This is a genomic window from Aeromonas sp. MTB, from assembly GCF_056632455.1.
The window spans coordinates 1785152-1799192 of sequence record NZ_CP147026.1; the positions used below are offsets into that span (position 1 = coordinate 1785152).

Genomic DNA, 14041 nt, shown 5'->3' on the forward strand with positions numbered 1-14041 from the left:
CTCCTCAGGGCAGCAGGCTCTTGACATCGATGGGCTTGGCTTCGTTTTCGGCATCCCCTTTCGGCTTGCCGTCGATGGCCATCCCGCTCATGCGATAGAAGTTGTAGTCCGGGTATTTGCCGGGCCCGCTGATCAGCAGATCTTCCTTCTCGTACACCAGATCCTGGCGGCGATACTCACCCATCTCGAAATCCGGTGTCAGCTGGATGGCGGTGGTGGGGCAGGCCTCTTCACACAGGCCGCAGAAGATGCAGCGAGAGAAGTTGATGCGAAAGAACTCCGGATACCAGCGGCCATCATCCCGCTCAGATTTTTGCAGCGAGATGCAGCCGACCGGGCAGGCAACTGCGCAGAGGTTGCAGGCCACGCAACGCTCGTCCCCGTCGGGGTCACGGGTCAGCACGATGCGACCGCGGTAGCGGGGGGCCGCATAGACTGCCTGCTCCGGATAGTTGAGGGTTTCACGGGGCCGCCAGGCATGGGAGAAGACCATGGCCAGACTGCGTAACTGGGTGCCGACACCCTGAATAATGCTCACAATTTTCATATTGAGTGCCTCACTGCGTACTTATCAGTACAACTGCCGCGGTGACCAGCATATTGATCAGGGTCAGCGGCAAGCAGACTTTCCAGCCAAACGACATCACCTGGTCAAAGCGCGGGCGAGGCAGGGAGGCCCGCAGCAGGATGAAGAACACCATGAAACAGGCGGTCTTCAGGGCAAACCAGATGAAGGGGGGCAGCCAGGGGCCGTGCCAGCCACCGAAGAAGAGGGTCACGATGAGCGAGGAGATCAGCACGATGCCGATATATTCGCCCACGAAGAAGAGACCCCACTTCATCCCCGCATACTCGATGTGATAGCCGTCGGCGAGCTCCTGCTCGGCTTCTGGCTGATCGAACGGGTGACGGTGGGTGACGGCGACACCGGCAAACAGGAAGGTGACAAAGCCCAGGATCTGGGGCACCACGTTCCACAAGTCTGCCTGTGCCTCGACGATATCCCGCAGGTTGAAACTGCCGGTCTGGATCACAATCCCCATCAGGGAGAGCCCGAGAAACACCTCGTAGGAGAGGGTCTGGGCCGAGGCGCGCAAGCTGCCGAGCAATGAGTATTTGTTGTTGCTCGACCAGCCGGCGAACAGCACCGCATAGACCGCCAGCCCCGCGATGGCCAGGATGTAGAGCAGCCCCACGTTGAGATCCGCCACGCCCCAGGTGGGGGTGATGGGCACCACCGCAAACGCCAGAATAAAGGCGGTGAAGGCGATGATGGGGGCCAGGATAAAGATCCGCCGATCAGCGAACGGCGGGATCCAGTCCTCCTTGAAGAACATCTTGATCATGTCGGCGGCCAGCTGGAGCAGACCAAACGGCCCCACCCGGTTGGGGCCGTAGCGATCCTGCCACAGGGCCAGCAGACGGCGCTCGATGAAGCTCATGAAGGCGCCAGCCCCCACGATCCCCACCAGCACGATCAGTGCCTTGCCCACCTCCAGCAACAGATCGATCAGCGACTCGCTCATGCGATCACCTCCTGCAGGTTAGTGATTGAGGCTTGTTGCAGGGCCGTCGGCAGGCCGTTCACCCCAAGGGGGAGCCCCACCAGACCGGCGCTCAGCTGCTCGCTAAGCCGCAGGCGCAGTTGCCAGTGGCTACCGCCCCAGGAGAAGGAGACCTGATTGCCTGCATGGAGGGCCAGACGCTGCGCATCTGCTGGATTCAATACCAGCTCGGGTTCGTTCATCCGGGCCTGAATTACCGGGCTGCGAGCGGAGAGCTCCTCGCCGCCAAACAGCTGGGCATAATTGACCACTTGCAGCGCCTCTGCGGCCTTGAAGGGGGCGGGGATGGTGGTGAACCAGCCGAGCAGCTCCTTGCCTTCTGCCTGCGGGTCTGTTGCTTCCAGTAGACGGCGACCCGGATCGCCAGCACGCAGTTTGCCACCCACTTCATCCTGGAACTTGTTCCAGGCGGAGGGAGAGTTCCAGCCCGGCGCCCAGGCGAACGGTACTTGCGGCAGCGGCTGACGGGCTCCGGCATACCCTTCCATGGAGAAGTTGAAGGGGGAGTCGGGATCTTGCGCTACCCGTGGCTCGCTGACGTTCTGATCCGCCAGCATGGAGGTGCGACCACTGTAGCGGTGTGGCTCACGGGCTAGCCGCATGCCACGGATCCGCAAGCCTGCGTTGGGCGCCGCTTCCAGCATGGTAGCCAGCAGCGGATTGCTGGTGGCACAGTCATGGTTGACCTGGTCGAAGTTCTGCCAGCGCAGCGGCTTGCGTTCGATCGCCCCTTGCAGCGCCGCCAGCCAGCGCCACCCTTCACGCACCTGAATATCGGCGTTGTAAAAGGCGGGTGCATAGACCTGGAAGAAGCGCTGGGCGCGCCCTTCCATGTTCACCAGCGTGCCATCGGCTTCGGCAAAACTGGCCGCTGGCAGCACCAGATCAGCCTTGTTGGCGGTCGGGGTCGCCTGATGGTCGATGACCAGCAGGTGCTGCAGCCGTGCCAGCGCAGCATCCACCCGGTTGCGCGGCGCGCGGCGGTAGAGATCGTTCTCCAGGGTGACCAGCGCCAACCCCTCTTCGGCCTCGATACGTGCAAGGGCGGCTTCGAGTGGCTTGTCTGACAAGGTTTGAGCGCCTAGCATGGCCAGCCCCAGCGAATTGGCCTCCTGGCCAACCAGCGCGATGTTGGCTTCCTGTCCACGGCCTTTCAGGGCGCGGGCAATGTTGCTGGCCGCCTCAAGCAGCGCCACATCGCGGGCAGTGGAGCCTGCAATGATGAGCGGCTTCTTGGCGTTGCCGAGCAGCTCGGCCCAGCGAGCCGCTTGTGCCTGCAGCTCGGGGCCGAGATCGGTCACGGCCGGTGCACTCGGGTCGAGCAGATTGGCGATGGCAAAGCCAAGGCGCGCCTGATCGGCATAGGGGGCGTGCAACTTGTCGGCTGCCACATCGTCCAGACGGGTGGTGTCGAGGCTGGTGATGAGCAGCGGGTAGCGCTCGTTCTGACCCAGGGTTTGAACGGCGGCGACTTGCCACAGATCGACCTTCATCTTGCGAGCCAGCTCGCGAGCCTTGCCCTTGACGGCTTGGCGCAGCGCCAACGCGATACGGGCTGCGCTCATGGTGACATCCTCGCCGAGCAGCAGAATGGCGTCGGCCTCTTCCATGTCCCGCAGGCTCGGGGTTGGCACGCCGCCCTGTTGCAGGATCTGCAGCATCTTCAGCTGACAGGCCCACTCGGCCTGCTCGACGCCTGCGTAGAAGTTGGCTTCACCCACCAGCTCGCGCAGGGCAAAGTTGCTCTCCAGCGAGGCGCGGGGCGAGCCGATGCCGATGAGGCTGCTAGCGCTGCGCAGGGCATCGGCGGCGCGGTTGAGGGCGCCATCGACCGTGATGGTCAGCTGGTCGTTGCCATCTTTGAGCAGCGGTTGGCGCGGGCGGTCCGCCAGATTGACGTAGCCATAGCCAAAGCGGCCACGGTCACAGAGGAAGTAGTGGTTGACGCTGCCGTGGAAGCGGTTTTCGATGCGGCGCAGCTCGCCATAACGCTCACCCGGGCTGATGTTGCAACCTACGGAACATTGCTGGCAGATGCTGGGGGCAAACTGCATGTCCCACTTGCGGTTGTAACGTTCGGAGTGGGTCTTGTCGGTGAAGACGCCGGTGGGGCAGACCTCCACCAGGTTGCCGGAAAATTCACTCTCCAGGGTGCCATCCTCGACCCGCCCGAAATAGACGTTGTCGTGGGCACCATAGACCCCGAGATCCTCGCCACCGGCATAATCCTTGTAGTAACGGACGCAGCGGTAGCAGGCGATGCAGCGGTTCATCTCGTGACCGATGAAGGGGCCCAACTCCTGATTCTGGTGGGTGCGTTTAGTGAAGCGGTAGCGACGGCTGTTGTGGCCTGTCATCACCGTCATATCCTGCAGGTGGCAGGCGCCGCCCTCTTCACACACCGGGCAGTCGTGGGGGTGGTTGGTCATCAGCCACTCCACCACGCTCTTGCGAAATTCTTTAGCCTCTTCATCCTCGATGGCGATGTAGCTGCCATCGGTGGCCGGGGTCATGCAGGACATGACCAGACGGCCGCGCTTGTCATCGGCATTCTGATACTGTTTGACCGCACACTGGCGGCAGGCGCCAACGCTACCCAGCGCCGGATGCCAGCAGAAATAGGGGACGTCCAGACCCAGCGACAGACAGGCTTGCAGCAGGTTATCTGCTCCGTCTACCTCGTACTCTTTGCCGTCTACATAAATGGTTGCCATACAACTTCCCTGAAACCTGTTTTGTGAAATCTGTGGTGTCGTTACCAGCGCTCGCCCAGCAGATTGGGCTGGATCCCTTTGACCGGCTTGCGGTTATCACCGCTGCCTTTGATCCCGGCCTCGAATTCGGAGCGGAAATATTTGATGGCGCTGGCGAGCGGCTCGACGGCGCCCGGTGCATGGGCGCAGAATGTCTTGCCCGGGCCAAGGAAACCGCAGAGTTGCTCCAGGGTTGCCAGATCGCCGGATTGCCCTTCGCCACGCTCCAGTGCTCGCAGCAGCTTGACGCTCCAGGGCAGGCCGTCGCGGCAGGGCGTGCACCAGCCACACGACTCGCGGGCGAAGAACTCCTCCATGTTGCGCAGCAGGGAGACCATGCTGATGGAGTCATCCACCGCCATGGCGAGGCCAGTCCCCATCCGGGTGCCGACCTTGCCGATACCGGCGGTATACATCTGGGCATCGAGGTGCTCCGGCAGCAGGAAGCCGGTGCCCGCGCCGCCCGGTTGCCAGGCTTTCAGGCGATAGCCGCTCTTCATCCCGCCGGCGTAATCTTCAAACAGCTCGCGGGCGGTGATGCCAAACGGCAGCTCCCAGACCCCGGGGTTGTTCACCTTGCCGGAGAAGCCCATCAGCTTGGTGCCGTGATCTTCCGAGTCCGGCAGCGCCAGCCCGTGATACCAGGCGACTCCGTTGCCGATAATGGCGGGGACGTTGCAGAGGGTTTCGACGTTGTTGACACAGGTGGGTTTGCCCCAGACGCCGGAAACAGCGGGGAAGGGGGGTTTGGCACGCGGGTTGGCGCGGCGCCCTTCCAGCGAATTGATCAACGCCGTCTCTTCACCACAGATGTAGCGGCCGGCGCCGGTGTGGACGAACAGCTCGAAGTCAAAACCGGAGCCCAGAATGTTCTTGCCCAGCAGACCGGCGGCATTGGCCTCTTCCACCGCGCGGCGCAGGTGGATGGCGGCATCAACGTATTCGCCGCGCAGGAAGATATAGCCGCGATAGGCCTTGAGCGCCCGAGCACTGATGATCATCCCCTCGATCAGCAGATGGGGCAGTTGCTCCATCAGCAGGCGATCTTTCCAGGTGTTGGGCTCCATCTCGTCGGCGTTGCAGAGCAGGTAGCGGATGTTCATGCTCTCATCTTTGGGCATCAGCCCCCACTTCACGCCAGTGGGGAAGCCCGCACCGCCGCGCCCCTTGAGACCGGCATCCTTGACGGTGCTGACAATCTCGTCCGGGCTCATCTGGCCGAGCGCCTTGCGCACCGCTTCATAGCCCTGTTTGGCCTGATACTCCTCCAGCCACACCGGCTGGCCGTCATCCCGCAGCCGCCAGGTGAGCGGGTGGGTCTCGGCGGTGCGGGCCGTGCGGTTGGCGGTGCCAAGAGAGGCGAGGATCTTGTTCTGCGGCAGGCTCATGGGTAAGCCTCCAGCGTTTTCAGCAAGGTCACCGGATCGAGGCCGCCATAGGTGTCGTCATCGATCATGATCGCTGGCCCCTTGTCGCAGTTGCCAAGGCAGCAGACCGGCAGCAGGGTGAAGCGGCCATCCGGGGTGGTTTGACCGGGGCCGAGGTTCATCACCTCCTTGAGACCGGCCAGCAGATCTTCATGGCCATTGATGTAGCAGACCATGCTGTCGCAGACGCGAATGATGTGGCGCCCCACCGGCTGGCGGAAGATCTGGCTATAGAAGGTGGCAACCCCCTCCACGTCGCTGGCGGGAATGCCGAGCTCGGCCGCGATGGCGTGAATGGCGCCGTCGGGGACCCAGCCTCTGGCCTGCTGCACGATCTTGAGCGCTTCGATGCTGGCGGCGCGGGGATCTTCGTAGTGGTGTTTCTCGTGTTCGATGGCATCGCGTTCAGCCTGGCTCAGAACGAAGTCGTCCTGTTTGCTGCTGCATGCCCCTTGCCCCTGTGGGGTCTGATTATTGTGACACTGACATTGCTGGCTCATGACTTGACCTTTGGTGGCTTGTCCTTTTACTGCTCGTCCGGCGATCCCAATTCCCGGCCATGGCCGGGAGGGCGGATCACTTAACGGTCCACATCCGACATAACAAAATCGATACTGCCCAGATAGACGATGAGGTCCGACACCATGCTGCCCTTGATCACCGAGGGGATCTGTTGCAGGTGAGCAAAGCTCGGGGTGCGGATCCGGGTCCGGTAGCTCATGGTGGAGCCGTCACTGGTCAGGTAGTAACTGTTGACCCCCTTGGTCGCCTCAATCATCTGGAACGACTCGGCAGCGGGCATCACCGGGCCCCAAGACACTTGCAAGAAGTGGTTGATCAGGGTCTCGATGTGCTGCAGGGTGCGCTCTTTGGGCGGCGGGGTGGTGAGGGGGTGATCCGCCTTGAAGGGGCCCTCCGGCATGTTCTTCATGCACTGCTCGATGATCGACATGCTCTGGCGGATCTCCTCGATCCGCACGGTGGCTCTGTCGTAGGCATCGCCATTGCTGCCGACCGGCACTTCAAAGTCGAACTGATCGTAACCGGAGTAGGGGCGCCACTTGCGTATGTCGAAGTTGAGGCCGGTGGCGCGCAATCCGGCCCCCGTGGTGCCCCAGGACAACGCCTGCTCGGTGGTGTAGGCAGAGACGCCTATGGTTCGACCGCGCAGAATGCTGTTGCGCATCGCCGCTTTTTCGTAATCCATCAGACGTTTGGGCAGCCAGCTCAGCAGGTTGTCCTGCACCAGCCGTTGCCATCCCTTCGGCAGGTCGTGGGCCACACCGCCGATACGGAACCAGGCCGGATGCATGCGGGCACCGGTGATCGCTTCGATGATGGTGTAGATCTTCTGCCGATCGGTGAAGGTGAAGAAGACCGGGGTCATGGCCCCCACGTCCTGAATATAGGTCCCGAGGAACAAGAGGTGGCTCTGGATGCGGAACAGCTCCGCCATCATCACCCGGATCATGTCGACTCGCTGCGGCACCTTGATGCCGGCCAGCTTCTCGACCGCCAGCACATAGGGGAGGTTGTTCATCACCCCGCCCAGATACTCGACCCGGTCGGTATAGGGGATGTAGCTGTGCCAGGACTGGCGCTCGCCCATCTTCTCGGCACCACGATGGTGATAGCCGATATCGGGCACGCAGTTGCGGATCTCCTCGCCATCGAGCTGCAACACCAACCGGAAGGCGCCGTGAGCAGAGGGGTGGTTGGGGCCGAGGTTGAGGAACATGTAGTCCTCATTCTCGTTGCCGCGGGCCAGCCCCCACTCTTCCGGTTTGAACAGCAGGTTCTCCTGCTCCATGTCCTGTTTGGCGGCATCGAGCATGAAGGGATCGAATTCGGTAGCGCGCGCCGGGTAATCCTTGCGCAGCGGGTGACCCTGCCAGCTCTTGGGCATCATGATGCGGGTCAGATGGGGGTGGCCATCGAAGGTGATGCCCATCAGATCCCACACTTCCCGCTCGTACCAGTTGGCATTGGGGAAGTGGTTGGTGATGGTGGGCAGATGCAGGTCACTTTCGGCCAACGCCACTTTCAACATCACATCGGCGTTACGGTCGATGGAGATGAGGTGATAGAAGACGGTGAAATCGCTCTGGGGCAGACCGTCGCGATGGCTGCGCAGCCGCTCGTCAGTCGCACTCAGATCGAAGAGCATCACGAACGGGGAGGGCACCTTGCGCAAAAAGCCCATCACATCCTGCAGCAGTTCGCGGGGGAGCCAGACCACCGGCACGCCGGTGCGAGTGGTCTGTATGGTGAAGTGCTCGGCCCCGAAGTGGGCAAACAGTTCGCCAATGACTTTGGCATCCTTGTGGTCGCTGGGCTGCCACTGGGCCATGGCGTAATTGCTGGGAAAATCACGAGTCAGTTTCATGGTCAGATCTCATCCGGCGTGCGCAGGTTGGTCACATTGATCCGTTCGCCGCGCTTGCGCTCTTTTTCGGCCTGCATCTGGGGACGGTAGATCCCCTGATCGCCCACTACCCAGGAGAGGGGGCGGCGCTCTTTGCCGATGGAGTCCTGCAGCAGCATCAGGGCTTGTAAAAAGGCTTCGGGACGGGGCGGGCAACCCGGAATGTAGACGTCGACCGGCAGGAACTTGTCCACCCCCTGCACCACGGAATAGATGTCATACATGCCCCCTGAGTTGGCACAGGCCCCCATGGAGATCACCCACTTGGGTTCGAGCAGCTGCTCATACAGGCGCTGGATGACTGGCGCCATCTTGATGAAGGGGGTCCCTGCAATCACCATGAAATCGGCCTGACGGGGCGAGGCACGGATAACTTCGGCGCCGAAGCGGGCCACATCGTGGGGGGAGGTGAAGGCGGTACACATCTCCACATAGCAGCAGGAGATGCCGAAGTTGTAAGGCCAGAGGGAGTTTTTGCGGCCCCAGTTGACTGTGTCTTGCAGCACCTCCTCGAGACGGCCCATCATGATGCCGCGCGTCGCTTCTTGCGCCAGTGGGTCATCGACGGTCTGGCGCTGCTCCTGGGGGTAGCGCTCAACGGGTGCATCCGGGTCAATCCGGGTCAGGGTGTACTTCATGGTGCAACCTCAAGGAAAGGGTCTGTGGTTCAATCACTGTTTTTGTTGTTCAGCTGCGGTTTGCGCGGTGACCAGTCCAGTGCGCCGATGCGCCAGAGGTAGATCAGGCCGATAAGCAGCAGTCCGATGAAAATGGTGGCTTCAATAAAGCCGACCCAGCCGCTCTCCCGCACGGAGACAGACCAGGCAAACAGGTAGAGCGCCTCGACGTCGAAGATGACGAAGAACATGGCGACCAGATAGAACTTGGCGGAAAAACGCAGGCGGGCACTGCCGACCGAGTCGACACCAGATTCAAATGGCTTGTTCTTGGTGCGGCCGTAGGCACGACCTCCCAGCAGGGCGGCGAGGCCTATCATCACCAGACAGATGGTGATGGCACCGATGACATAAATGGCAAAAGCCCAATGTTGAGCAGAAATATCAGCAAACATAGAGGTTTTTCCTAACCAAATTAATCAAGCGACTTAACAATAATGTTACGCATTATGACACTTTCGCACTGATTTACATGTCATTTTTACGGGTTAATTATTAATCGGTTAACCGGTAATTAAATTTTGTTAAGAAGCGCACTTTTTTGTTGGTTATGGCGGGCGAGAAAGGCCTGGAAAGCGCAGAGAGCTGCTCCTCGTCATCACCTGAAAGGGGTAAATGCCGCGGGCGAAGCCGGATCAGGTCGGTATCGCGGGTAGGGGGCACAGGTGGGAGAAGAGCGTGATGACGGGTGAGATAGGGGGCGGCAAGAGCAATAAAAAGAGAGGCTTTCAAGCCTCTCCTGTCATCGCGTTCCGGTTTCGAGCGTGGGGCGGTCAGGGTTTATTGGCGACCAACAAGACCTGATCCGGGTAGGCGCCAATGGAGCGAAGACCGATATCTCCCGAGGTGATATCCAGATACGCCCGCTGACCATTGGCGGAGGTTACCGTGCTGCTCATCAGATAGACATAGCCCTCATTGACCTCTTTACCGCCCCCCGCCATGGCGCGCGGGAAAATGGCTTCATTGAGAGAGGGCTTGTAGCAGGCATGCTCGACCAGGGTTGCCAGCTCCTTGATGTCGGGCAGGCGCCACTGGCTGATACCGCCGAAGTGATAGAGAGCATGGCTGCTGTCACTGCGGATCCGCTCCGCCACTTGCAGCCCCTGCTGCCAGTAGTAAACGGTCGGTTCCCCCAGGCAACTGCTGCCACTCCATGTCTGCCCCAGTTTGCAGCGCATCCAGGTGAGGCCGGTGTGTTGATCCGTGACGGTGCCGTTGCCATGGTCAAGAAAACGGGCAGAGGGGGCGGTGCGATCCATGGTGTCATCACAAATGGCAGCACCGTGGGCCAGGGGGGCCAGCAGTGCCAGCATGGCGAACGAAAAGCGATAAAGGCTCATGATATTCCTCGGATTATTGGGGAGTGGCGACCAGTCGTACCTGCATCAGCTCGATATAGGTATCTTGCTGCACCAGCGCGGGATAGGTGGTGCCCGCATCTTCTCCCAGGAGCAGGACTGTGCGTTTGCTGATGGGGCCACCGGAGAAGCGCTGGGCGGTGTTGCTGGTGGCGCTCCAGTAGTAGCCATGGTAGGTGTCATCTTCCGATGGGGCGATATCCGGGAAGTAACGGGTATCCACGATGATGCGTTGACCCAGCGGGTCCTTGGCCAGGCTGCCGTAGTGCATCAGTGACATCAGCTCACCCATGGTGGGCAGCCGCCACTGGCTGATGCCGCAGCGCTGCTCGCCATTGAGCCACTGCTGATACGCGCGGGTGGTCAGCATGGTGGTCAGCGCCTGTGCCCGGGTGAGGGCCGCCAGATCTCCTTCGGCGGTGAGCTGTTCGATCCTCTTATGAATATGCTGGTAGGCCGCTTGCTGCTCGCCTACGGTCGCCTTGAACTGCTCATCCTCATAGGCAAAGGGTCTGCTTTTCCAGTCAGGACTCAAGGGATCATCCGATTTGACCTCCCACACCAGACCGGTATTGAGATCCTTGACGCACTGCCAGCTCGGCGCGTTGTCGGGGAGCACCTGACCGCGATCATCGAGTTTGCGATAGGCAAGCTGGGGACGAGTGCGATTCCAGCTGGCATCTTGTCCCGGATAGTCGTCGGGCTCCTGTTCCAGCAGCGGATCGTTGCCATCGCTGAAGGTGGTGACGCCGGTGACGGTCAGCAGGTTGCGTGGCTGCTGCTGCACCAGCAGGGTCAGCAGCTCGCTTTGGGTCTCTTCGGCAAACTGGCCGTTGCGCTGCCACTCCTGAGCCAATTGCTCCAGCATCAGGCTGATGGCGCGATAGCTGGTGGTGAGCAACTGGGTCTCCTTGGCGGTGGCAAGGCGTGTGCGGGCCTGTTGCTGCAAGCTGATCGCCACCTGCTGCAGGGCCTGATCAAACTGGCCGAGACCTGCGAGGGCCGCGCGGTCGCTGCCCGGTTGCAGCGGGGCGAGATCGGCCAGCAGCAGTGACAGTGCGCGATCGGTGGCCACCCCTTCGGCAATGCGGCTCTGCCACAGGGTACTGAGCAGGGTCGGTTCCAGCCGTTGTGGATCCCCTTTGGCGGCCGGATGCGGATGTGCCAGCAGCAGGCCTCCGCTCCTCGGTACGAACAGCAGGGGCGAGTTGACGATGTTGGCCGAACGGCTGACCAGGGCCACCGCTCCTTCGCCGCTGACGGCAGGATCGGCAGGATCACATTGCCAGTTCTGATCCAGATCGGCGCACAGGGTACCGGCAGTCGGCAGGGCGACATCGACCCGGTAGTCCGGGATCGCCAGTGGTGCGTTATCTTCCCCGCCGCCGCAGGCGCTGAGCAGGGCTGAGAGGGTTGCAATAACCAGTACGGATGGTTTCACTTCACATTCCTTGATTCGGTCACAGGTTCACGGGGGCGGTAACCCCCGTGGTACAGGATTCAACGGCGCGGGGTGTTCCGGCGCCAGAGGCGGGGCCAGAGGGCCAGCAACAGCAGCAGGGGGAAGTCGTGCCGCCACCCCTTCATCCTGCTCAAGGGGAATGATGCCGGTGTTGGGCAGGGCTTCATCCTTGTCGCAGCGGGCGCCGACTTGCTGGGCGACCCGCCAGTTGCGCAACTGACCGGTGTCACCGGCGCTGGTGTCGTTGATCTCCAGCAGCCAGCGGCCAGCGAGCGGTTCGCCGTGCAGCTTGTCCAGCGATTCGAACGGTACCAGTTCACGGGGAAACTCCCCTTGAGCCGGGTATGGCTGGCGTAACCCTTGTTCCACAGGCTGATCCGGGTGCCGTAAGGGGAGGTGAGCCAGATCTCCAGCTGCTCCAGTTTGCTGTGCTCCAGATCGAGGGCGACCACGAATCCGCTGTCGATGCGGGCCTTGCTCTCGGGCAGGGTGAGAGTGAAGCGGGACAGGCCGTGCCGTTCATCGCTCACCGCATCCTTTATCTGGCCACCCTGGCCTATGGCCCGCTGCCAGAGCGGTTCACCGATCGGCAGTTGCAGGTCAAGGCGGGTCTGGCGCTCGGTGGGGCTGGGCAGGGTGAGCTGGAACTGCAGCGGCAAGGTGACTGCCTCGCCACAGGTCAGGTTGCTCGCCGCTTCCAGCGGCAGGGTCCAGTGGGCGGTGCCATCGGCGTTGAGCTCTCCCTGCCAGTGACCGTCACCCATGAGTCCCTTGATCGGGAGCAGGCTGGCGTCAGCCACGGTCAGGGGGCGGCCGCTCTGGTTGGTCAATTCGATGGCGATGCTCTTTTTCTCCCCGGGCAGCAGGTAGCTGTCATCGGCAAGGCGGGCCGCGATAGGGGTGGGCAGCAGGGCGTGGTGGCGGAAGGCCTGCTCCAGCAGCTTGCCATAACTGCGATCCGGATAGAGGCGGTTGGCGGTATCCACGGTGACTCGCGCCAGCTGGGGCATCCGCACCTGCGGGCCGAGGCCGAAGTGGGATTCAATCAGCAGGGTATCGAACTCGTCACGGGCTACCTCGCCATACTGTTCAACGGCCTGGCGCAGCGCGGTGAAGAGCGGGGTGCCCCACAGCTGGTCGCCGTTGCTGCCGTTGATGGTGAGGTGAGCCGGATAGAGGAAGCCCGGATGATAGCGCGCCCGCAGATCATCGAGCTGACGGGGTGTCCGGCCGCTGATCCTGGCATCCCAGTTGAAGACCATGAAAGGCTCGAACTGGCGAGCCTCTGGACTGCGCTGGCGCCAGCTGGCGGCCAGATAGTCGCTAAAGCCCTCGCCGATGGCGCCCCAGTCCCCCTCTTCTCCCATGTCGGGCAGGATATGGTGCTGCACCGCATGGCCAAACTCGTGCCAGATCACCATGGGATCTTCCGCATCGGGCACCCCTATCCGGCCAATTTCCAACCGGCGCAGGAAGGGGTCATAGAGGGAGTTGTCCTGCTCCCCGGCATCGGTATCGATGGCCAGGGGGCCGCCCATCAGCGTCGGGTAGCCCAGGGATTCCACATGGCGCTGGGCCAGATCCAGATGGTAGTAGCCATTGATATCGAGGAAGGCGGGCTGCTGGTGATCCAGCTGGAAGCCATCGGCATCAGGGCTGCTAAAGGGTGCAGTTTCTGGCGCCGTGCCATCCACAACCCGAGCGCGAGGGCCGCTTAGCTGGTAGGTGTCATCCACCTTTTGTACCGTGAGCGGCACGGTGCGATAGGCCCCGTTGTCCAGCACCAGATCGTGGCGCCACAGCAAATTGCCATCTTGCAGCTGAGTGCGTGGGTCGAGGGCAAAGATGCGGGCCTGCACCGTGGCCGCTTCCCCTGCCAGCGGGGCCGCTTCGGCACGGGTGCTGGCCTCTTGCAGCGTGCGCCCCAGCAGGGCGCTGCCATCGCAGGTGACAAACAGTTGCCAGTGGCTGCTCTTGCTGTTGCCCGGCTGGCTTTCCACCGCCAGCAGACGCCAGGCCGCAGTCAGTGTGTCGCCATCCTGCCAGTACCACGGCTGGGCTTCGTCACTGCCAGCGAATTTCCACACCGTACCATCCAGCGTGGCGGTATAGGCATCCACCCCGGCGCGGCTTGCTTCATCACATGGCGTCGCCTGTGCCTGCATCAGCCGGGTATTGTGATAAAGGCGCCACGGGCGACCCTGCTCATCGAGACTGACGGCAGCCATCAGGCCGGCGATCGGTGCGCCATTGAGCTGCTGGCGATAATGCAGATAGTGGCCCAGCTTGCCTTGGCGCTGATAGGCCGGGGCATCACTCAGGGTGACGCCGAGCTGCTGTTCGAGCCAGAGGCGGGTATCGGCCGGGGCGT

12 protein-coding genes are annotated in these 14041 nt (G+C 62.0%); all 12 read right to left on the reverse strand.

From position 1 onward, the window contains the following. Nucleotides 1–4: 4 nt before the first annotated feature. The 12 genes from nuoI to WBR25_RS08265 all read right to left on the reverse strand — a co-directional run bounded on the left by nuoI (nt 5) and on the right by WBR25_RS08265 (nt 12039). Entirely contained in the window at nt 5–547 is a 543-nt protein-coding gene (gene nuoI, locus WBR25_RS08210) for an NADH-quinone oxidoreductase subunit NuoI (protein ID WP_005351100.1), read from the reverse strand. Nucleotides 548–557: 10 nt separating this feature from the next. Continuing rightward, on the reverse strand, nt 558–1526 hold the full coding sequence (gene nuoH, locus WBR25_RS08215; RefSeq protein ID WP_005337244.1) for an NADH-quinone oxidoreductase subunit NuoH: 969 nt from the start codon (nt 1524–1526) through the stop codon (nt 558–560). Next, on the reverse strand, nt 1523–4279 hold the full coding sequence (gene nuoG, locus WBR25_RS08220; RefSeq protein WP_479749678.1) for an NADH-quinone oxidoreductase subunit NuoG: 2757 nt from the start codon (nt 4277–4279) through the stop codon (nt 1523–1525). Before nuoG ends, nuoH begins: the two co-directional genes overlap by 4 nt. A 41-nt stretch (nt 4280–4320) precedes the next feature. After that, nucleotides 4321–5706 carry an NADH-quinone oxidoreductase subunit NuoF gene (nuoF, locus tag WBR25_RS08225; protein ID WP_479749679.1) on the reverse strand — a complete coding sequence of 462 codons (1386 nt, stop codon included), beginning with the start codon at nt 5704–5706 and terminating at the stop codon, nt 4321–4323. Beyond that, on the reverse strand, nt 5703–6245 hold the full coding sequence (gene nuoE / locus WBR25_RS08230) for an NADH-quinone oxidoreductase subunit NuoE (protein WP_005337236.1): 543 nt from the start codon (nt 6243–6245) through the stop codon (nt 5703–5705). The genes nuoF and nuoE overlap by 4 nt, the downstream gene beginning before the upstream one ends. Nucleotides 6246–6325: 80 nt before the next feature. Further along, nucleotides 6326–8131, reverse strand: coding sequence for an NADH-quinone oxidoreductase subunit C/D (nuoC, locus tag WBR25_RS08235; RefSeq protein WP_479749680.1), 1806 nt, complete (start codon nt 8129–8131; stop codon nt 6326–6328). A gap of 2 nt (nt 8132–8133) precedes the next feature. Beyond that, the gene (locus WBR25_RS08240) at nt 8134–8808 is read right to left on the reverse strand and encodes a NuoB/complex I 20 kDa subunit family protein (protein ID WP_005344917.1); all 675 of its coding nucleotides are present in this window, start codon (nt 8806–8808) and stop codon (nt 8134–8136) included. A 29-nt stretch (nt 8809–8837) separates the two neighbouring features. Further along, nucleotides 8838–9242 (reverse strand): NADH-quinone oxidoreductase subunit A, encoded by a 405-nt coding sequence (locus WBR25_RS08245; RefSeq protein WP_005344919.1) that lies wholly within the window; start codon nt 9240–9242, stop codon nt 8838–8840. A 100-nt stretch (nt 9243–9342) separates the two neighbouring features. Next, entirely contained in the window at nt 9343–9579 is a 237-nt protein-coding gene (locus tag WBR25_RS08250; protein ID WP_139739936.1) for a hypothetical protein, read from the reverse strand. A gap of 41 nt (nt 9580–9620) precedes the next feature. Then, nucleotides 9621–10190 carry an Lcl C-terminal domain-containing protein gene (locus WBR25_RS08255; protein ID WP_005351118.1) on the reverse strand — a complete coding sequence of 190 codons (570 nt, stop codon included), beginning with the start codon at nt 10188–10190 and terminating at the stop codon, nt 9621–9623. A gap of 13 nt (nt 10191–10203) precedes the next feature. Continuing rightward, nucleotides 10204–11649, reverse strand: coding sequence for an Lcl C-terminal domain-containing protein (locus WBR25_RS08260; protein ID WP_479749681.1), 1446 nt, complete (start codon nt 11647–11649; stop codon nt 10204–10206). 27 nt (nt 11650–11676) lie between these two features. Beyond that, nucleotides 11677–12039 (reverse strand): proprotein convertase P-domain-containing protein, encoded by a 363-nt coding sequence (locus tag WBR25_RS08265; RefSeq protein WP_479749895.1) that lies wholly within the window; start codon nt 12037–12039, stop codon nt 11677–11679. Nucleotides 12040–14041 lie beyond the last annotated feature (2002 nt).